Annotated in this window: 12 protein-coding genes and 2 pseudogenes; 11 read left to right on the forward strand and 3 right to left on the reverse strand. The window is 44.8% G+C overall.

The window, feature by feature from the left end; all coding sequences use genetic code 11:
* The first annotated feature begins 460 nt into the window (after nt 1-460).
* Together OCV11_RS11020 and OCV11_RS11025 are read left to right on the forward strand one after the other, a co-directional pair.
* Nucleotides 461-724: a GrxA family glutaredoxin gene (locus OCV11_RS11020; RefSeq protein WP_261892900.1), complete on the forward strand. Its 264-nt coding sequence runs from the start codon at nt 461-463 to the stop codon at nt 722-724.
* A 211-nt stretch (nt 725-935) separates the two neighbouring features.
* Complete coding sequence (locus OCV11_RS11025; protein WP_261892901.1) at nt 936-2,618, forward strand: aspartate:alanine antiporter; 1,683 nt, start codon at nt 936-938, stop codon at nt 2,616-2,618.
* Between the two features lie 131 nt (nt 2,619-2,749).
* Here OCV11_RS11025 and fabV read toward each other — a convergent pair whose 3' ends face one another.
* Entirely contained in the window at nt 2,750-3,952 is a 1,203-nt protein-coding gene (fabV, locus tag OCV11_RS11030) for an enoyl-ACP reductase FabV (protein ID WP_261892902.1), read from the reverse strand.
* 186 nt (nt 3,953-4,138) lie between these two features.
* Nucleotides 4,139-6,409: an acyl-CoA dehydrogenase gene (locus OCV11_RS11035; RefSeq protein ID WP_261892903.1), complete on the reverse strand. Its 2,271-nt coding sequence runs from the start codon at nt 6,407-6,409 to the stop codon at nt 4,139-4,141.
* 520 nt (nt 6,410-6,929) lie between these two features.
* Between OCV11_RS11035 and OCV11_RS11040 the strand changes: the two genes are divergently transcribed.
* A complete protein-coding gene (locus tag OCV11_RS11040) occupies nt 6,930-7,820 on the forward strand; it encodes a pyridoxal-phosphate dependent enzyme (RefSeq protein WP_261896286.1) in 891 nt (296 codons plus the stop codon).
* 215 nt (nt 7,821-8,035) lie between these two features.
* Nucleotides 8,036-9,184 carry a lactaldehyde reductase gene (gene fucO, locus OCV11_RS11045; RefSeq protein WP_261892904.1) on the forward strand — a complete coding sequence of 383 codons (1,149 nt, stop codon included), beginning with the start codon at nt 8,036-8,038 and terminating at the stop codon, nt 9,182-9,184.
* 70 nt (nt 9,185-9,254) lie between these two features.
* On the opposite strand, the gene OCV11_RS11050 is transcribed toward fucO, so the two are convergent.
* Nucleotides 9,255-11,420 (reverse strand): methyl-accepting chemotaxis protein, encoded by a 2,166-nt coding sequence (locus OCV11_RS11050; protein WP_261892905.1) that lies wholly within the window; start codon nt 11,418-11,420, stop codon nt 9,255-9,257.
* A 307-nt stretch (nt 11,421-11,727) separates the two neighbouring features.
* Here OCV11_RS11050 and OCV11_RS11055 point away from each other — a divergent pair, with 307 nt between their 5' ends.
* From OCV11_RS11055 to OCV11_RS11080, 7 genes and pseudogenes are all read left to right on the forward strand, one after another.
* Nucleotides 11,728-12,084, forward strand: a complete 357-nt coding sequence (locus tag OCV11_RS11055; RefSeq protein ID WP_261892906.1) for a diacylglycerol kinase — start codon at nt 11,728-11,730, stop codon at nt 12,082-12,084.
* A 198-nt stretch (nt 12,085-12,282) separates the two neighbouring features.
* Nucleotides 12,283-13,101: an endo alpha-1,4 polygalactosaminidase gene (locus tag OCV11_RS11060; RefSeq protein WP_261892907.1), complete on the forward strand. Its 819-nt coding sequence runs from the start codon at nt 12,283-12,285 to the stop codon at nt 13,099-13,101.
* A 233-nt stretch (nt 13,102-13,334) separates the two neighbouring features.
* Complete coding sequence (locus tag OCV11_RS11065; protein WP_261896287.1) at nt 13,335-14,756, forward strand: diguanylate cyclase; 1,422 nt, start codon at nt 13,335-13,337, stop codon at nt 14,754-14,756.
* Nucleotides 14,757-15,081: 325 nt separating this feature from the next.
* Nucleotides 15,082-16,239: pseudogene (locus OCV11_RS25115) on the forward strand (FIST signal transduction protein); the annotation flags it as partial.
* 519 nt (nt 16,240-16,758) lie between these two features.
* Nucleotides 16,759-17,115: pseudogene (locus tag OCV11_RS25120) on the forward strand (methyl-accepting chemotaxis protein); the annotation flags it as partial.
* Nucleotides 17,116-17,525: 410 nt separating this feature from the next.
* Nucleotides 17,526-18,857 carry an MFS transporter gene (locus OCV11_RS11075; protein WP_261892909.1) on the forward strand — a complete coding sequence of 444 codons (1,332 nt, stop codon included), beginning with the start codon at nt 17,526-17,528 and terminating at the stop codon, nt 18,855-18,857.
* 279 nt (nt 18,858-19,136) lie between these two features.
* Nucleotides 19,137-21,296 carry a methyl-accepting chemotaxis protein gene (locus OCV11_RS11080; RefSeq protein ID WP_261892910.1) on the forward strand — a complete coding sequence of 720 codons (2,160 nt, stop codon included), beginning with the start codon at nt 19,137-19,139 and terminating at the stop codon, nt 21,294-21,296.
* Nucleotides 21,297-21,319 lie beyond the last annotated feature (23 nt).

Genomic DNA, 21,319 nt, shown 5'->3' on the forward strand with positions numbered 1-21,319 from the left:
AGCCCTTTTTAAGATGTTATTGTTTATACCCAAATGACCTCAAGATGCAGAATTCAGAGCTTCATCAACCAGCAAAGGGCGAGTTGTATTCACTGAAACCGCATCTTGAGGTTACTTAGATATATAGAATGGCTCATCTACTTTTCGAATTTGGTGATGCAGTGCAAAGTGAACCGTTGCTGAAAAAATCCAATGGTTAAAATATGCTCACAATCACGTAAATATCGTTATGATAGCTTTGTGTCCATTGACCTTAAACGGCGGCTAACCTGCATGCTTTAGAGCCGAAACGGGGGATTTCAACTATACTCATTTCATTGATCAGGTTGAATATGAATGCGCCGAGAATAGCCCAAGAAGTGAACAATAGGTTTTATCTATTGAATTGAATGGTAATTGCTACTTTATTTCCTATATCTTATCAGGCATATTGGCATCGAAAACAATTAAGGAGAGAGTCATGTTTGTAGTTATTTTTGGTCGTCCAGGTTGTCCTTACTGTGTTCGTGCAAAAGAGCACGCAGAAACTCTGAAAGCAAAACTTGAAGACTTCAACTACCGCTATGTTGATATTCAAGCGGAAGGCATCACCAAAGAAGATCTATCAAAAAGCGTGGGTAAACCAGTTGAAACTGTTCCACAAATCTTTATCGATCAAAAGCCTATCGGCGGTTGTACTGACTTCGAAGCTTACGCAAAAGAGCATTTGGGTCTGTTTGACTAGTCGTAACAGATTGAAAAACCCGCTAAAAATAGCGGGTTTTTTATTTTCTAGAGAAAGGCATTCAGACGGATATTGCAAAAGCTTTACACCGCGATGGTTTGACCTCTCTAAAATCTGCATAAAAGTGAAAAATTTAACTTATCTTTTTCTCATATTCAGATAAAATTGTGCACGTTAATTCTTTTCGCCATACCTTCTTTGAGCCTAGACAGTGAATATAGACGTCGTACTCTTGCTAAAACAAAATCCCATCCTCCTTATTTTCGTCGTTTTAGCCATTGGGCTTACCATTGGTAAAATCAGGATAGGTAGTTTTCAATTCGGAAACTCCATTGGTGTATTGGTCACCTCACTCGTTATGGGGCACCTTGGTTTTTCTTTCAGTTCAGAATCACTCACAATTGGGTTCATGCTGTTTATCTACTGTGTAGGTATTGAAGCGGGGCCCAATTTTTTTGGCATTTTTTTCCGCGATGGCAAACATTATCTGATTCTTAGTTTGACGGTGCTCATCACCGCAACGTGGATCACCTATTTCGGTAGCTATTATCTCGACCTCGATTTTGGTCTTTCCGCTGGTATGATGGCTGGGGCATTAACCTCAACGCCGGTATTGGTAGGCGCTCAAGATGCGATCAACTCTGGATTGGCGGAAATACCACACAATAAAGACCTGTCGCTTATCCTAGATAGTGTCTCGGTAGGTTATGCGATGGCTTACTTAGTGGGCTTAATCAGCATGATTATGTTCGCTAAGCTTATGCCAAAACTGCAAAAACAAAACCTGTCCGATTCAGCGCAACAAATCGCCAGAGAACGTGGTCTAGGTGGCAATAGTCAGCGTAAAGTGTATCTGCCGATTATCCGTGCTTACCGTGTCGGCCCTGAGCTCACCAATTGGGTTGATGGTCGTAACCTTCGCGAATTGGGTATCTATCGCCAAACCGGTTGTTACATTGAACGTATTCGTCGTAACGGTATCCTTGCCCATCCCGATGGGGATGCAATTTTGCAAGAAGGCGATGAAATTGCTCTCGTTGGCTTCCCTGACAGCCATGCGCGTCTTGACCCAAGCTTTCGTAACGGTAAAGAGGTATTTGACCGCAACTTGCTTGACTTACGCATCTCTGAAGAGGAGATCGTGGTAAAAAGCGATGCGATTGCAGGGAAACGTCTATCCGAGTTGAACCTATCTGAATACGGCTGTTTCTTAAACCGTGTGGTACGTGCTCAAATCGAAATGCCAATGGACTCCGACATCGTGCTGGCTAAAGGCGATGTATTGCAAGTCAGTGGTGAAAAGAGCCGTGTGCAAGGGCTAGCCGACAAAATCGGTTTTATCTCGATTCACAGCCAAATGGCCGACTTACTCGCCTTCTGTGGCTTCTTTATCCTGGGGATTTTGTTTGGTTTGATCACCATGACCTTCGGTCAAGTCTCATTTAGTTTGGGTAATGCGGTAGGCTTACTGTTATCTGGTATCACGCTAGGCTTTTTGCGCGCCAACCACCCAACCTTTGGTTACGTACCGCAGGGGGCATTGAACATGGTTAAAGACCTAGGTTTGATGTTCTTTATGGTGGGAATCGGCTTAAGCGCAGGTGGCCAGATGTTTGAGCACTTATCTGATATTGGCTTGAAGGTCTTTGCTCTTGCTTTCTTAGTGAGTGTTGTGCCAGTGTTTTTTGCCTATCTCGTGGGTGCTTATATTCTGAAGATGAACCATGCCCTGCTGTTTGGTGCGATCATCGGTGCCCGTACTTGTGGCCCAGCAATGGACATCGTTAATGAATACGCAAAATCCACAATTCCAGCTTTGGGTTATGCTGGCACTTATGCGATTGCCAACATCTTGATGACTCTCGCCGGTACTGTGCTGATTTTGCTCAACTAGATCCGATGCCGCGTGATACACGCTGCATCTTCTTCGTGTTTGTTTTTCTTAGCCGACACCAAGACATTAAAAAAGGCGCTCATTGAGCGCCTTTTGTCTATCTGCTGTCCATTTAAGGACGGTAGACCCAATTAGAAATTGATCAGATCGAATTCTACTTCTGGGTTTACATCAGCTTCGTAATCAATGCCTTCGATACCAAAACCGAACAGTTTCAAGAACTCTTCTTTGTACTGAACGTAGTCAGTCAGTTCTTTAAGGTTTTCAGTCGTGATTTGTGGCCATAGATTTTGGCAGTGTTGTTGGATGTCATCACGTAGCTCTAAGTCGTCTAGACGTAGACGGTTTTTGTCGTCCACTTCTGGAGCTGAACCATCTTCTTTGTAAAGACGTTGACTGAACATACGGAAGATCTGTTCCATACAACCTTCGTGTACACCTTCTTCACGCATTTTCTTGAAGACCATTGCGATATAAAGAGGCATAACAGGAATAGCAGAACTTGCTTGAGTCACAACAGACTTAAGAACAGCAACGTTTGCACTGCCGCCTTTAGCAGACAGTTTCGAGTTCAGTTCAGATGCTGCGCGGTCTAGGTCCATCTTCGCACGGCCTAGAGCACCGTCCCAGTAGATTGGCCAAGTCAGCTCAGTACCGATGTAGCTGTAAGCAACGGTTTTACAACCTTCAGCCAGTACACCAGCTTCATCAAGCGCGTTGATCCACAATTCCCAATCTTGACCACCCATAACAGTGATGGTGTCTTCGATCTCTTGTTCAGTTGCAGGTTCAACACTGGCTTCAATGATAACGTCACGGTTAGTGTCAACCGCAGTTGAAGTGTAAGTTTGACCGATAGGTTTTAGAGATGAACGAATCAACTCACCTGTTTCAGGCAATTTACGAACTGGAGACGCTAGTGAGTAAACCACCATATCAATTTGACCTAGGTCTTGTTTGATAAGCTCAATGGTTTTTTCTTTTGCTTCGTTAGAGAAAGCATCGCCATTTAGGCTTTTTGAGTATAGGCCTTCAGCTTTAGCGAACTTATCGAACGCAGCTGAGTTGTAGTAGCCCGCAGTACCTGGTTTTTTGTCTGTACCAGGTTTTTCAAAGAAAACACCGATAGTCGCTGCACCACCGCCGAAAGCAGCTGCAATGCGAGAAGACAGGCCGTAGCCACTAGATGAACCAATCACAAGAACGCGTTTAGGTGCGTTTTTAATTGGGCCATTAGCTTTAGTGTATTCAATTTGTTCTTTTACGTTAGCTTCACAACCCACTGGGTGCGTTGTTGTACAGATAAATCCGCGAATTTTAGGTTTGATGATCATATTCAACTTCCTTCAAAAATCTTCGATAGGATAAAAGGTTCGTCGCCCCTTCGCATCCTATTTCTGCAAAAATAGGAATAAATCCCAAGTGGTTGGAGCACTCTCGCTTAAAATTCACGCAAGAAATAGCAAGAGCTTCTATTTTGAGAAGCTCTCGAGGTCAGTTTGAACCACTTAATCAGCGGATTAAAGTGTAGGGGCTTGTCCCTTATTGGTCAAAACTTCAGAGAGATCATGTGAAAAATGATCTACTTGAATCGCACGATAACGCAATTGTTCTGCCCGAAGCACCATGCGTCTCTCATTCGCGCTCATCACCCCCACCTTTTCTGCCGCATTTAATTTCTCTTCGAGAGGCAATTTGCTGTCTACTTTTTTCGCGACGATTGCCTGCTGCAACCGCTTTTCAATGTCTTTAACCTCATACAAGGCGACAAAAGCGTTATCCATGAGCGCAATAGCATCATCCTTATCTTTGCCAACGAAACAGAGGTGGGTCATTCGATCACGTTGCTCGCCCGGTATCATCATCAGTTGAGCAATCTCTAACGCTATCGCATCTTTCGGTGGCGCATAATTTTGCCCTAGTGGGAAAATTATGCCGCGCAATATCGAGCCAATAAAACCATTAGGGAAGTTAATTAGGGCTTCTTTCATTGCATTAGCTGCGCGCCAATAGCAATGCGCTAGCGCATAATCGAGATAGGGTCTGTCGACCACTTGTTCGCCTTCATCAGCAAACCGTTTTAAAGCAGCACTGGCCATGTATAAATAAGCTAAAGCATCACCTAGGCGCGCCGAGATAAGCTCTTTACGTTTCAACGCTCCGCCTAACGTCAGCATCGCCATATCCGCAGTCACTGCAAGTCCTGCGCATAAACGGGAGAGATGTTGAAACTCTCGAGTTATTGTCCCCTGACTTGGTACCTTGACCCAACGAGATCCGGTCAATGCCAACCCCAATGCGCGCCCCATATTCCCTGCGGTGTGGCCTATATGCTGAAACAACCAGCGATCAAACGCCTTTGCGCCACGCTCTGTTTCTGGGTCTGCGGCCGCAGCCATCTCTTTAAGGACAAAGGGATGGCAACGTGTTGCTCCTTGACCAAAAATCATTAGGTTACGTGTCAGGATGTTGGCTCCTTCGACGGTAATTGCAATCGGTATCCCTAAATAATGGGTCGATAAATAATTCATTGGCCCACCTTGAATCGCCCGCCCCGCATGAATGTCCATGGCATCCGCCAAAATGGTTCGCCCCATTTCGGTCATGTGATATTTCGCAATGGCGGTCACCACACCAGGCTTTTCGTCACTGTCTAACGCGGTAGTGGTCAAAGTTCGGGTGGCTTCCAGTAAATAGGTCAAACCACCAATGCGTCCAAGGGCTTCGCCCACCCCTTCAAAACGCCCTATCGAGACACCAAACTGCTTTCTCACGTAGGCGTAAGCGCCAGTCGTCCGTGAGGCCAGATGGCCGATAGCCGCGCCTAATGCAGGTAAAGAAATACCTCGCCCAGCAGATAGGCACTCCACCAGCATTCGCCACCCTTTTCCTGCATACTCCTGTCCCCCGATGATCCACTCGATGGGGATAAAAACATCTTTACCTCGGGTAGGTCCATTCATAAAGGCCAATCCCATTGGGTCGTGCCTCTCACCAATCTCAACTCCGGGATGCGATGTCGGGATCAAAGCGCAAGTGATGCCTAATTCTGATTTTTCACCAATTAATCCATCGGGATCATACAATTTGAACGCTAACCCCAGTACGGTCGCCACGGGAGCTAAGGTGATATAGCGCTTGTTCCAAGTCAGGCGTATACCAAGCACTTCTTTACCTTGGTACTCGCCCCGACAAACGATGCCTTTATCAGGAATACTTCCTGCATCGGATCCTGCTTCAGGACCCGTTAAGGCAAAGCACGGAATGTCTCGTCCATCAGCCAAACGAGGTAACCAATACTCTTTCTGTTCTTTTGTCCCATATTGAGTGAGCAGTTCGCCCGGCCCCAAAGAGTTGGGCACCATAACCGTCACCGCGGCACTGATACTACGCGTAGCAATTTTGGTCACTATGGTTGAATTGGCATAAGCAGAAAACGCTCTACCGCCGTACTCTTTTTCGATGATTAACGAGAAAAACCGTTGTTCACGCAGGAAATTCCAAATCGACTCGGGAAGATCCTTCTCTCGGTGCATGATGTGGTAGTCGTCGAGTTGCGAGAGCAATATTTCCAGCTCGTTATCGATAAACGCTTGCTCTTCATCGCTTAATTGAGGCTTGGTGTATTCCAAAAGATGTGAAAAGTTAGGTCGACCGGAAAAAAGTTCGCCTTCCCACCATACGCTGCCCGCTTCCATCGCCTCTTTTTCAGTGGCTGACAGTGGCGGTAGAACGCGGCGAAACCATTTTAGTGCAGGATCACTTACCCATTTCTGACGAAATGTACTCATAGGGCGCTCCTTATTATGGTTGGAAAACTGTGGTTGGGAAACTCAGTCTCACTTGACCAGCTAACCGTTTTAAATCGTGGCAACGCTTTAAGCTATCAGTCCCTTTCTTCACCTCTCTGTTAAAAACTATAGCCCTCGGCCATTTATTAACAAATGATTAACCTAAGACTTTGGTCAAACTCTGCGTGGTGGTACGTTTTACTCTTCGCAAATCTTTTAGCAAAAAATCTGAACTCTTCGCAAAACCTGCAGTCTCTATTTATGTGGTTAAGAAGCTTTCGGCGAAACGCTGAAGTGTTTTTTCATCGTAACAGTTAACTCTATGTTACTGTTTTTCCTATTAACTCCTACGTTTGTATGTGCCCAGTTCGTTTTGTTCTGGGTATTTTTTTGTCTTACGTTTGTTTGGTAACTATCGATCAGTCTCGATTGCTAGCCTCTCAATCAACTTGCCTATCCTCAGGACATTTCCCCGCGAAATCCGATATAATCAACGCACTTACCGTAGCGCCTAATGATCATGAAACTTCAGCACAGTCCAATTACCTGCCATCAGTTTGAACAAATCGACTTTTATCTCAAACGCGACGACTTATTGCATCCGCAGTTTTCTGGAAATAAGGCCCGTAAATTCATGAGTCTTTTGTCTCTCGCCAATGCAGATATTGATACCTTAGTGGGTCACGGCTCTCCCCAAGCGAACTCTCTGTATTCAATGGCAGCTTTGGCTAACTTGCGAGGTTGGAAGCTCGATTTTTATGTGGATCATATTCCCTCTTGGTTGAGCCAAAATCCGATCGGCAACTATCGTGCAGCACTGGCACTTGGCGCGAATATCATTGCTACTCGCCCAACCTATGGCTGCAGCGTTGCAGATTATCTAACCCAGCAACAATGGCTTCCTAATCAATTGTTTGTGCCAGAAGGCGGCCGCTCTCCCATCGCACAAAGTGGGGTTAACCAACTAGCACAAGAGATCTTAGCGTGGATGGCGAATCAACCCTCAGCCAACTGGGTGGTGGCGTTACCTTCTGGGACGGGGACAACCGCTTTATATCTTCATCAAGCATTAAAGCAGCACCATATTGAAGTCGTCACTTGTGCTTGTGTCGGTGGCGATGATTACCTTCGAGAACAATGGCTAAGTTTAGGGGAGCAATCCCACCCTACCATCCTAAGTAATGGCACTAAGCATCAATTTGGCCACCTTTACCCAGAGCAATACGATTTGTGGCAAAAGCTCGGCGACCAAACTGAGGTGGAATTTGAATTGTTGTACGACCCACTGATGTGGCAACGATTACTAGAGTGGTGGCCAACTCAAACAGATCGCCAATTACTTTATATCCATCAAGGTGGGATTTTAGGTAACGAAAGTATGCTGCCCCGCTATCGCCGCCAAAGAAACTAGGCCTCTCTCCTTTTTCCTTATCTATCTGTGAACTCTATGGCACTAATCTTGATAAATTTCGTCTATCCCTACTCTGGGTGGCGCTTTTTTTAAGGTTATACCCCGTCAGTCGCCATAAGCTGTGCGACAGGTTCCTATTAGCCCACAGAGCCTACTGTCGAGATACTCCCAACCACCACAAAATTTTTCATTTTGATATTACAAAGGAGTTTCTTATGTCTTTTGCGTTAAAAATGCCCAGACTTTGTCTGATGGGTGTTGGTGCTATTCATGATGCCGTTGAACAGATGGCGACTCAGAATACGCAAAAAGCCTTAGTTGTTACTGACCATACATTGGTAGAGCTCAATATTGTTGCTCCTGTATTGGCGGCTTTAGAGAAGCACCACATTGCTTATTCCTTGTTTGACAAAGTGACACCAAACCCAACTGTCACCTTGGTTAATCAAGGTCTAGCTCAGTATCAACAAGAGCAATGTGACGCTTTTATCGCTATTGGTGGCGGTAGCCCTATTGACTGCGCTAAAGCGATTCGCATTATGGCGACCAATAAAGGTCGGATTAATGATTATGAAGGGGTCAATAAAGTCGCTAACGAAGGCGCTTACTTTATTGCCATTAATACCACAGCTGGTACGGCCGCTGAGATGACCTCCAACTCAGTGATTACTGACGAGCAGGCAGAAAAGAAAATGGTGATCATTGATGACAAACAGATCCCAGATATCGCCGTCAATGATCCGACGGTGATGGTTGGTCTGCCAGCCTCAGTGACTGCTGCAACTGGCATGGATGCATTGACTCACGCCATCGAAGCGTATGTTTCTGCTGGACATCATGCCTTAACCGACCCAACCGCACTAGAAGCGATCCGGTTGATCCATCACTGGCTCCCTACTGCAGTTGCTGATGGACAAAATATTGAAGCACGCCAAGGATTAGCCTGCGCCGAATATCTGGCTGGTATGGCATTTAACAGTGCTGGTCTAGGTTTAGTACATGCAATGGCTCACCAACCAGGAGCAACGCACAACCTACCTCACGGTGTATGTAATGCGATTCTACTTCCTGTTGTCAGCGCCTATAACGCCAAGTTTGTTCCTGAACGTTTTCGCACGGTTGCGGCAGTATTAGGTGAAGATGTCGCCACATTAAGTGATAAAGAGGGCGCACTCCAAGCCATCAAAGCGATTCGCTCACTTTCAACACAAGTGGGTATTCCAAGTGGTTTCTCTGAATTGGGCATCAAAGAGAGCGACATTCCTCATTGGATTGATAAAGCACTGGCTGATCCATGTTTAGGGTGTAACCCGCATCAACCGACCGCAAAAGAAGTTTACGAGCTTTACTCAGAAGCACTTTAATCTTCGTTAACAGCAATGAAAAAGGTCCTGAAAAGGACCTTTTTGTTGTTTTTAGTGCTCGTTTGCGCTGCTATTTCAATCTAAATTGAGTAATCAGCTTATTGAGTTGCTCTGATTGATCGGTCAATTCTCTTGCAGACGCAGCGCAGCTATCTGAGTTAGTACTGTTTTGCTGAGTGACTTCATCAATTTGGCCGATACCTAAGCTCACTTGGTCAGCACCAGCAGACTGCTCACTTGCCGCCTGGGCAATCTCTTCCACTAAACCTGATACTTGGCTCGCACCATCAACAATGTCTTTCAACGATTGCGCTGTCTGTTTAGAGAGTTCAATACCGCGATTGGTTTTTTCAGCTGACGTGGCAATCAGCTTCGATGTTTGTTGTACCGCTTCGGCACTGCGACCCGCCAGCTTACGTACTTCGTCAGCCACCACCGCAAAACCTCGACCATGTTCGCCGGCACGAGCCGCTTCAATTGCCGCGTTCAAAGCAAGCAAGTTGGTTTGCTCAGCAATCGATTCGATGGTGCGAATGATGTCATTAATATCATTACCCGACGCTTCAATCTCGGTCATCGCCGTTTGTAGCTCGGACATCAGTTGGTTACCATTATTGGCGGATGCCACCGACTGAGCAGATAGACGACTTGCTTTATCCGCATTATTGGCGCTCTGACGGATCTGTTGGGCAATTTCGTTGATTGTCGCACTGATCTCGGTCACCGCCGAAGCCGAATCCGTTGCACCGCTGGACAGACTTTGACTCAAGCCGTTTACCATGTCCGCGTTACGCGCAATGATGTCGGAACGAGAACGAATTTGCCCGACCAACGTATTTAAATCATCCACCATCTGCGATAGAGCTCGGCCAAGCTGGTCCTCGTTCGAAGCCAGTTTCACATTCACCGCTAAATCACCTTGAGAGATTTTCTCGGCAATCGAAACCTGAGCTTGCAAACTTTCCGCCATATTATCTAAGGCTTCAGATAGCTGACCCACTTCATCAACACTGCGATAATTCAAACGGTTTTTAAACTGGCCCGTTGCAATGGTTTTCGCCATGTTTACCGCATTCAAAATAGGCTGGGAAATATTGCGCGCCATCACCAAAAGGGCACCGATTGCAACGACAGAAATAATCAGACCTAAGCCAATCTGCCAAGTGGTATCGGTTTGGTTGTTCGATTTCAATTCCGCAGATAAGGCATTGGCATCTGCAAGCACCAATCCCAAATCGAGCTTTATCACCATTGCCCAAGTGACATTACTTTGGCCCAACACAAAGGGAGAGATAACTTTTAGGTTGTTGGACTTCTCATCAATTTTGACTGTGGATTCTTTATTTTTTATCGCTGTTTGAACGAAATTAGTCTCATCGCCAAACAGAGCTTGCATCGATTTACCGATGGTTTCTGTCTGTTCGCTGTCGGCGATGACTAACCCCGACGCTGTCACAATCGATACGTGAGAGCGACCGTTGTAAAGCTCAGAAGAGACCTGTTCACTCAGTTTCTGTACAAAATCGAGGTTATAGTCAGCGCCTACAACCCCTAAAAACTTACCATTAGCAATAATGGGTGCAGACAACGTCGCTAGCCAAACGTTCTTACCTTGCACAATGTAAGGTAGTGGCGCCGTCACTGTTTCGTTCAAGGTTTTTTCTGGCACTTGATACCATGCCCCTTTCATCACCCCATTCGGATGCGCTTCAAACGAGTCGTATTCCACCAGCGGTTGCACATTGATCGCCCCAGAGGCATCTCGAATCCAGTACGGCGTAAATCGGCCCGTGTCTGGGTTGTTCCCGTCACGATTGACTTTAAACTGCGCATCTTGACCATCAAACGCATTCGGTGCCCAAGCGCTATAAGTACCGTTCAAATCTTTATTCGATTTCAACACTTCGGTTAGCATGCCGTTAAACACACTACGGTTGATAAAAGGCGCACCTTGGTTGATTTGCGCTTCTTTTGCTGCAGACATCGCATCGGAAATCGCTCTCGCAGCACTTAACGCCTCTTCAAGACGTCGACTGATCGATTCGGAGTAATTAGCCGCGGTTGCTTTAATCTCTTTCAGTGTGGTTTCGGTGGCTAACTTAGACACTTTCTCCGAAACCAAGGTTTGTGTTTTTAACGCAGAATAGACGCTATAACCGACTAGGATACCTGCTGTCAGGAGCAAGCAGAGTCCTGCTGTTACGGCAATTTTTGCCTGAATAGATTTTAACTTCATACTTTCGTCCTAAAACCAGCTCACCCTAAAACCAGAACCCTAAACCACAGGGACACGGTTATTCAGCATTAAATAAAGCGTATTTAGGCGATTTTTCCAGTAGCACGCCGACAAAACGATACGAAGTTTATAAAAGTGTAACTTAGCTCTCCAAATCACTGTTTAGTTGTCCTGAGTCGACATAAAACTCAGCATTTATCTTATAAATTTTGTTGACCATTCAAGGCCCTTAAGTATTTCTTAAGTTAAGAAAGGCAGGCTACGCGCGCGTCATTCCTCTATCAATCATCAAACAAGGAAAAATCATATGAAGCCTGGTCATACTGGCATTTTGCGTCTGTTCTATGCCACTCAGTTTTCTTGGCAAGGATTAAACGCTGCATGGAAAAATGAGGCCGCATTTCGCCAAGAAGTGCTGTTCCTATTACCTCTCGCTGGCGCATCGCTACTCTTCCCTGTAAGCAAAGCCGAACATGTCGCCTTAATCGCAAGCCTTGTATTGGTGATGATTGTGGAATTACTTAACTCCGCTATTGAAGCTGTCGTCGATAGAATTGGCTCAGAGCATCACGAGCTAAGCGGTCGAGCTAAAGATATTGGTTCCGCGGCCGTATTGGTGACCATGGCACTCGCTTTTACAACTTGGTGCATTATTTTGATTTAGCGCCACTTTCTTATGCCTATTTTTCATAGGCAATATACGTATCACGAAATATATGTAACCAATTAAAATCAATATCTTTATATTAATTTTCGAGTCATATCACGTCATTAGGTTCAATACCCTCTAATGGGTATTGAACTTCATTTAATCGCTAATTATCGTCACGGCATATTTCTTATATTTATAACGGCAGTAAGTATGTGGTTACGATTATTTGGCTTGTTTAATGTCTGCTTATTAATTGGCTGCAATAGCGGTGGTAGTAGCAGCGACTCAAGTGACAATAGTTCATCTTGGTATACACCTTCTGTAGGTGTAACTTGGCAATGGCAACTACAAGGCACTGTAAATACAAGTTACGATGTCACCATATACGATATCGACCTTTTTGATTCTTCCGCCTCTCTTATCTCCACTTTGCAAGCACAGGGCCGTAAAGTTATCTGCTATTTCTCTGCAGGTTCTTACGAAAACTGGCGCTCTGACGCTGCAGATTTTGACTCCAGTGATCTTGGCAATGACGTTGAGGGGTGGGCCAATGAGCAGTGGCTCAATATCAATTCAACCTCAGTACGCAATATCATGCTGGCGCGTCTCGATTTGGCACAGTCCAAAGGGTGTGATGGTGTCGAACCCGATAACGTCGATGGCTACGTCAATAGCAGTGGATTTAGCTTAACTTATAACGACCAACTCTCCTTTAACCGCTTTCTCGCCAATGCGGCACACAGTCGAGGCTTAGCGATCGGTCTGAAAAATGACCTCGACCAAATCGATGATTTAGTCAGCTATTTTGATTTTGCGGTTAATGAGCAATGCTTTGAGTACAGTGAATGCTCCACGGTTGTCCCTTTTATTACCGCTGGAAAACCTGTCCTTAACGCTGAGTATTTAAGCACCTATGTTTCCAGCTCATCCGCTCGCGCGAGCATGTGTTCCTCATCCATTAGCCTCGGTTTAAGCACGCTGGTCCTCTCTGAAGACCTCGATGACAGCCTACGCTACTCCTGTCGCTGATAGATTGAAGCCAGAGCGAATGAAACCGAACGTGTACGAATTAAATTCACTTTTGTTTCAGAACGTTACCGCGCTCTACCACTATAGGGTTAGCCAAGCTTGCAGATATGAACTATTTTTTCTTTAATCCCTTAGGTCGCATAATGGTAATGGTTGTGAATTTTCATCGAAGTAAACACACAACATGGTTTTTGGTCTGCTCTATTTTGTTGTTTCTCTCTTTAGACACAACAATGCTCGCCCTTAACTATAGAATTACACACGAAGTCTCAGAAGATGCTGTGATCATTAACCTTGCCGGTAGACAAAGGATGCTATCGCAAAACATGGCCAAATCCGTGTTTCAAATCGATGAAGAACGCACCACCTCCAAACAAGCACAATCGCTTATCCTGCAATATATGCAATCTTATGAAATGTTCAGCGACACTTTAGAGGGCTTTGCCAAGGGTGGCTATGTGGTTGATGCGGAGAAAAAACTGGTGATGGTAAAACCAATCAACCTGCCGCAAGTGAACAACCTCATTAACAATGCCAATCAATTGCTCATCCCTCTTGATCAGCTTAATTTGAGCATATTGAAAAATGGGCTCAACCCCAAATTGCTCGACGACATAAAGCAAACTCTTGCCAATATAAATTTACCTTTATTAAGTTTGATGAACGAGATTACGGTCCTAGTAGAAAAAAATTCTCAGGAAAAATCAGATACGTTACGTTCGATACAAATATTCACGTTTTTTCTGGCACTGATGAATTTTGGCTTCATTATTACCCAATTCCGTTCTGGTCAAAAACAGTCTGAGCAGACGATAAATGTATTAAGCGAACTGATTCAGTCGGCAAAAGCCTCATTAGTTATTTTTGACGAATCAGGGCACGTCACAATGGCGAATGAAAGTGCGCGTAGGATGTTTGGCTATACCGAAGGCGAAATACTCCAGCTCTCCAAAGATAAATTGTTTAGCTACGATAACGAGCAGTTGGTTGCTCTCACTCGCAGTGGTAAACAAGTGCCAGTGGAACTGCATGAACGTTCCATCATCCGTCATGGTGAAACATTAACGATTGCAACCTTAATCGAATCTCAACAGCAACTGAATCACAACCGTACCCTATTCCAACTGGCGAATAGAGACCCACTGACTGGGATGTTCAATCGCAATGCGTTAAATATCGCCCTCTATCATAAAGTGCAACAAACTAAGTTCTGGGGTGCTCGCTTCGCTTGCTATGCCATTAATATCGATAACTTTAAGCAGGTGAATAGTTTATACGGACGTAACATCGGTGATGATGTACTGAAAGAGTTTACTTACCGGCTGTGCAGAACAACAAGGGACAGTGACTTTATCTACCGATACGGTGGCGATGAGTTTGTGTTGGTCGTGGACTTATCGGATAACGAATTGGCGCTAAATAAAGTGACCAGCAAGGTCAAAGACATTACCTCTGTGCCATTTAAGCTACCTGATGACATCGAAGTGAACTTAACCGCCAGTATTGGAGTGGCCATTTGCCCTGATGATGCAGATGATCCCGAAGAACTGCTCACCATTGCTCAAGAAGTGATGCACAGAGGTAAAGATTCAGAAGTCATCGAGCTTTCTCAAGCGGCGCGGATTCGCCAAAAACAACCTTCTTCGGAAGGCTAATGGTTCAGAGCCTAGTTAATTAGATATTGATAAATTAGATAGTTACATTTCGGCTAATAACGCCTTGTAACACGTAGATATTACAGAACAACAAGCACAAACATTAATAAAAATTTCATATAAATTCGTTTGATGAATGGGTATTTTTTACCATTTATGCAAAATAAGTTATTGAATTAGATATACTTATCTATCTTCAAATAGCCCGTTAGATCATTTACTCAAGTTAGCAATTTCTGATATAAAACCGAGCATTATAAAATAACATGCTTATGATAATTCAGTGGATTTTCTGCATTATCGGCTTTATGTAACAGGAATCGATATGAGGCTTAGCCAACGAATCAAGTCACGCTTGAGTAAAGAACCACAGCCGCTGTTTAATCTCCACACGAGCGAAGTACAACTACAAAAAGACCTGCAAAAGATCCCTTTTACTCCCCATTTGATTGTAGGCTTTACCTCTCCCAATTCGAATACGGACGCCATAGCGAAACGGCTTAAAACGACATTTCCGCAGAGTCACGTGGTATTAAGCAGTTGTGCCGGCACATTAAGCAACACCAATAGCCAAGAGCTCTATCAAGCAACGGTAGGACAATGGCAAGATATTGTTTTGCAATGTTATAGCGAGTCTCTCATTAGCGATGTAGAAATCCTTTCCGTGCCTTTAGGCAGCGAAGATTTAGCTCAGGGTAAGATTGATCGCCCTCTGGAACATCGCGTTGCCGATATTCGCTCGCGTTTAAATAATCTACGCGTCAAAACAGACATTGATTATCAGGATACGATTGCCTATATCACCTTTGATGGCTTATCCCGTTCAGAAACCTTCTTCATGGAAGCCATCTACCAAAGTGGTCGTTTTCCTTGCCTATTTGTCGGCGGCTCAGCTGGTGGTCATCTCAATTTTGAACACACCTTTTTGCACAATGGCCAGCAATGCCTGCAAAATCACGCCATCATTACTTTAATCAAACTCAAACCACATATGCGCTTTGGCGTGTTTAAATCGCAGAATTTTGAGGAAACTAACGTAGCGGTCAACGTGTTGACCTCATCACAAGAGCATCGCCACCTCAGTGAGATCATAACGCCTAAAGGTGAAATAACGACCCTGATTGACTTTCTTTGTCAGCATTTTCACTGTCAGCCACAACAGTTAGAAAAAGCACTAGAAGAGTATTCTTTTGCGGTCAAAGTCGGCGACGAGCTGTTTGTTCGTTCTGTTCAATCGTTCAATTTGGCTGAGCAAAAAGTCCATTTTTACTGTGATATCGCTGCTGGTGAGACACTCTATCTGGTTAAACGAATTCCGTTTGCCGAAGCCACTCGACGCGATCTCGCACAGTTTCTCAAAGGTAAACCTGCCCCAATAGGTGGACTGTTAAACGACTGCATTTTACGTCGACTAAAAAACAGCCAATCTCTAGCCCAAATGAACGGCGTATTTACCCAAATCCCAGTGGTGGGCAGTTCAACCTTTGGTGAAATATTAGGACTCAATTTGAACCAAACCCTTACTGGGATCTTTTGGTTTGATACTCGCCAGGCAAAAGTCCCATTTCATGACGACTATCTTGACCAGTTTATTCATCGTTACTGCCAATTTCGCGCGGTGTTCTTGCATAAGGATGTCAGCAAACTGGCTGGTCTGAACCGAGTAATCGTCAAACAAATTGACCATTTTAAAGAGAGCCAATACGACAGTTTGGTGGATGCAGAGGGACTGGATAATAAGGTTCGCCCTATTTTCCATGGGTTAAATCAACTCGGCCAATTACTGAATGGTGCCGAGCAACAAAGAGCTGCGATGGCATGTGAATTGGCACAATGCGCCAGTGAATTGGACCAAAGCGTTGATGAACTCTCTGGACACGTACAAACACAAGCTGCAGCAGTGGAACAATCGGAAACCACCGTCTCTGGCATGGCTGGCCAGGCGCACAATGTCGCACAAAATGCTCGTCAATTAGCGGAGTCAGGAGAAAAGATCCAAGACATTGTTGCCGTTATACAGAAAATCTCCGAGCAGACCAACTTGCTCGCGCTCAACGCTGCCATTGAGGCGGCACGCGCTGGAGAACAAGGTCGTGGCTTTGCCGTAGTGGCAGACGAAGTCCGTAAGCTTGCCGAAAAATCACGCCAAAACGCCGATGAAATTGGTGGTGATGTCCTCACTCTCGCTCACGAAATTCGCGCGGTGGCTGAGGAGATAGAAAATCAATCCTCCGCTGTGGCAGAGCTCACTTCTGTACTCGCATCACTGCGTGAGGTTAGCTCATTAACCGCAGAAAATTCTATTAGAACCCAATCAGTTGCAGATAAGTTACTGACTCTAACACAAGAACATCACTAAGTTATGCCCCTGCGAAGGTCGTCTTTGCAGGGTTTTCTTGAAAATCTGACTTTATTTTCCGGCCACTCGATTTTTTTCAAAATAATTCACTATTTTTTGCGTATCGTAAAAGTGGACTTTTACAGCAGAAAACTTCAATTCATGCACACATCACAATTTGGCGCGCTAAAAAGTGCAAGTTTGCCTATAGATTGTGTTTTCTGTTGCAATATTTAGCTATCATTTGCACAACATAACATTCCACAATCTTAACAAAAGCCCTTTAATTTCGAATTCTCTGTGCGTAATATCCTAGATCCCTTGCTTTCACGATAAGCCAATTTTCTCATCTTATCTGCCGTTATTTAAGATGAGTTTGCTCTCGTAAGCAGTCCCCAAAATAAAACGAAAAAGGTTAATCAGGGATCAATATGACAACTGCACAAACACAACAGCAAACTGCCACGCCCCCGTCACAGAGGCGCAAACTAACTCTTGAAGACGTAAAAACCCTAAGCTTGTCCGCATTAGGCGGTTCACTAGAGTTTTACGACTTTGTTATTTTCGTTTATTTCGCCAATGTTGTCGGTGGGCTCTTCTTTCCAGCAGACATGCCAGAATGGATGCGTCAGGTACAAACCTACGGTATTTTCGCAGCAGGATATTTAGCACGCCCTCTCGGCGGTATTATTATGGCTCACTTCGGTGACCTATTAGGCCGCAAACGCATGTTTATGCTAAGTATTTTCCTGATGGCAGTACCAACATTGGCGATTGGCCTGATGCCAACTTACGAACAAATTGGCTTGGCCGCGCCATTGTTACTGCTACTTTGCCGTGTACTGCAAGGCGCAGCGATTGGCGGTGAAGCCCCAGGCGCTTGGGTATTTGTAACCGAGCACGTATCAAAACGTCATATCGGTTTTGCGTGCGGTACACTTTCTGCTGGTTTAGTTGCCGGGATTTTGATCGGTTCATTAGTCGCTACCGCGATTCATTCAGCTTATTCAGCACAAGAAGTGCACGCTTACGCATGGCGTATTCCATTCTTACTGGGTGGCATCTTCGGTTTTGTGACTATGTATCTACGTCGTTGGTTACACGAAACACCCGTTTTCAAAGCAATGCAAGAGCACAAACAGTTAGCGCAAGAGATGCCAGTGAAAACTGTGGTTAAAGAATACTTACCCTCAGTCATCATGACTATGGCGGTAACTTGGGTTCTAACTGCAGCCGTTGTGGTAACCGTACTATTACTGCCATCATTGCTACAAAACGTTATCCATCTGGATCCTAAAACCGCTCTAGAAGCCAATAGCCTAGCGATTATCTTTATCTTGGTTGGCTGTTTAGTTTCCGGTGCCTTGGGCGATCGCTTTGGTAACGGTCCTATCATGGCTATTTTTAGTATCGGCTTAGGTACTAGTTTCTGGGCGTTTTATAGCACAATGCTGCAAGACACCACTTACCTATTCCCAATGTATTGTGTGGTTGGTTTCTTTGTGGGCTTGGTCGGCATTGTTCCTGCTATTGCTGTGAAAAGTTTCCCTGCTGCCATTCGTTTTTCAGGCCTATCATTTTCATACAACATTGCCTACGCCATCTTCGGTGGTTTAACCCCAATGATCATCACGACTATGATTATCGAAAATGTTATGGCTCCAGCATATTATGTGGCGTTTGTGTCATTGATTGGTGTGGTAGCGAGCTTGGCGATTATACGTTTTCGTCCAACATTGGATTTGGCTGCCAACCCAGCTTAAAAATAGCCAATTTATCTCATCCAAAAGGTAGCCTCGCGCTACCTTTTCTTTTATCTCTGCGAATGAATAAATCTTCGCATTAAACAATGCATGCAAATCGTTTAGAAAAACCAACAACTCACCATAAGTACCTAATCTAGAAATGGATTCAAACAACGCGATTCACTTCACAAAATAACCAATATTATCCATTCCTATTCATTTTACGCCGCCAAAATGCAATGCAGCACATACACTCAATCTATCAATAAGCGTACAAATTCGACTTTAGGTAACTCGATGACAATCAATTCGATTAAAACCAAGATAGCTTTAGCTGCAGGGATCTGCTTGGTAACGGCTTCCGTTGCATTGGTAGGTTATAGCGTCTTCTCAGCGAATGAGTCGCGTGACTTCGTTTCAGTAGAAGCCACCAACTTGATAAAGCAAGAAGCGTTGAAGAAGTTAGAGTTGACGGCCTCTGCTGCTGCAAAAACCATTGATGAAACCATTGACTCTAGTTTAGAGACAGCAAAAGCCATCGCCACCTTCGTTGCCAGCGTTAAGACACAAGATACTCAATCCGGGACTAAACGCCTCAACCGTGATGACTACGATAGCGTCCTACTTGCCTTTTTAAAGAAAGATCCCGATCTAAACGGTACTTACAGCGCTTGGGCACCCAATGGCTATGATGGACAAGACAGCAGCGCATTATCATCAAGAACCGACACCAGCGATGACGGTCGATTTGTACCTTATGTCACTCGCGATGCGAGCGGCAAAATCAGTACGCAACCCTTAGTGGAATACGATTCGTTAGAAAAACATCCCAATGGGATAGTGAAAGGCGCTTGGTATCAAGTACCCAAAGCGACCTCGAAGGAAACAGTGACTGCGCCACTACCCTACATAGTGCAAGGTAAGTCGGTTTGGCTTGCGACCATGTCTGCACCTATCTTGGTGAATGGTCAGTTCTTGGGGGTGGCAGGTACAGACTTCAATCTCGACTTTATGCAGTCACTGGCGGTCAAACTGTCAAACAGCATTTATCCCGGTCACAGCAGAGTGACCATTTCAACCGCCGACGGCCTGCTTATCGCCGATAGCAAGTCACCTGAATTTATTGGTAAATCCACCGAAAATATTTATGGTGACAAAACGCCTGTCGTTATTTCCCTCATAAAGAAAGGCGATAACTATGTCACCGATGATCAACAGAATAATCTGTATAAAGTGCTTATTCCGATTAGCTTCGGTAACTCTGATATCAAATGGGGCATAACGCTGGAAGTGAATAAAGACGTGGTTCTCGAAAATGCGGTGTTATTGGGAAATAACCTCACGGCAAAAAACCAAGAGAACTTCATCTATCAAATCGTGATTGGCTTGGTGATTACCATTGTGGCCATTTTGGCGATAATCTTTTTCTCACACCGTATTGCGCAGCCAATTTTGGCGGCAGTGAATATGGCGAAGACGATTGCACAAGGACGTTTTGATCATCGCCTAAACCACCAATCAGCAGACGAGATTGGGCAGTTATCACAAGCACTTGATGAGATGGCAACCTCCCTTTATAACCAAGTGAAAGTGGCAGAAAAAATTGCACAAGGCGACTTAACCGTTCAAGTCAAATTGGCATCCCCCGAAGATCAACTCGGCAATTCACTGCGTAAAATGGTTGAAGACCTGAATAACCTGATTCAACAAATCACCCAACGTGCGAGTGTTATTGGTGGTAATGCTGAATCGGTCTCCACACTTAGCCACGATCTGGCAAGCGGTGCAACCCAATCGGCAGCGTCTATTACGGAGATCAGTGCCACCATCGCTAACATTACCGATCAAATTAACCAAAGCGCTGAAAATGCTCAGCAGGCGAATAATCTCTCAAACCTTAGTAATGAGTTAGCGACTACGGGCAATCAGTTAATGGAAGAGCTGAGTTCCGCCATGGTGGATATCGAAAGCTCTGGGAATGAAATCACCAATATTATCGGCGCAATTGAAGATATTGCAGAGCAGACCAACTTATTGGCGCTCAATGCCGCGATAGAAGCCGCTCGCGCCGGTGAAGCGGGACGTGGTTTTGCGGTCGTCGCCGATGAAGTCCGTAATCTTGCCGCACGAAGCGCTTCGGCAGTTCAAGACACGGTGAAGATAATTAATAACTCTGCAGCAAAAACCAAACGAGGCATTGAGTTAAGCGCACAAACATCGAGTGCATTAAAAGATATTGTCGACAACATCAGCAAAGTGTCGTCCTTAATTACGGATATTGCAGAGGCATCGTCATTACAATCAACTGGCGCCGATGAAATTAACCAAGGGATTAAGCAGATTGACCAAGTAACTGTACACAATAGTTCCAACTCAGAGCGTTGTGCCGATGCCGCCAATGAACTCACGAGTGAGTCACAAGATCTGATTAATTTAGTGAGCAAGTTTAAGCTTTAAGAGTGTAATCAAAAGGAATAGCG

The organism is Vibrio porteresiae DSM 19223 (genome assembly GCF_024347055.1).
In the GTDB taxonomy this organism is placed as follows: domain Bacteria; phylum Pseudomonadota; class Gammaproteobacteria; order Enterobacterales; family Vibrionaceae; genus Vibrio; species Vibrio porteresiae.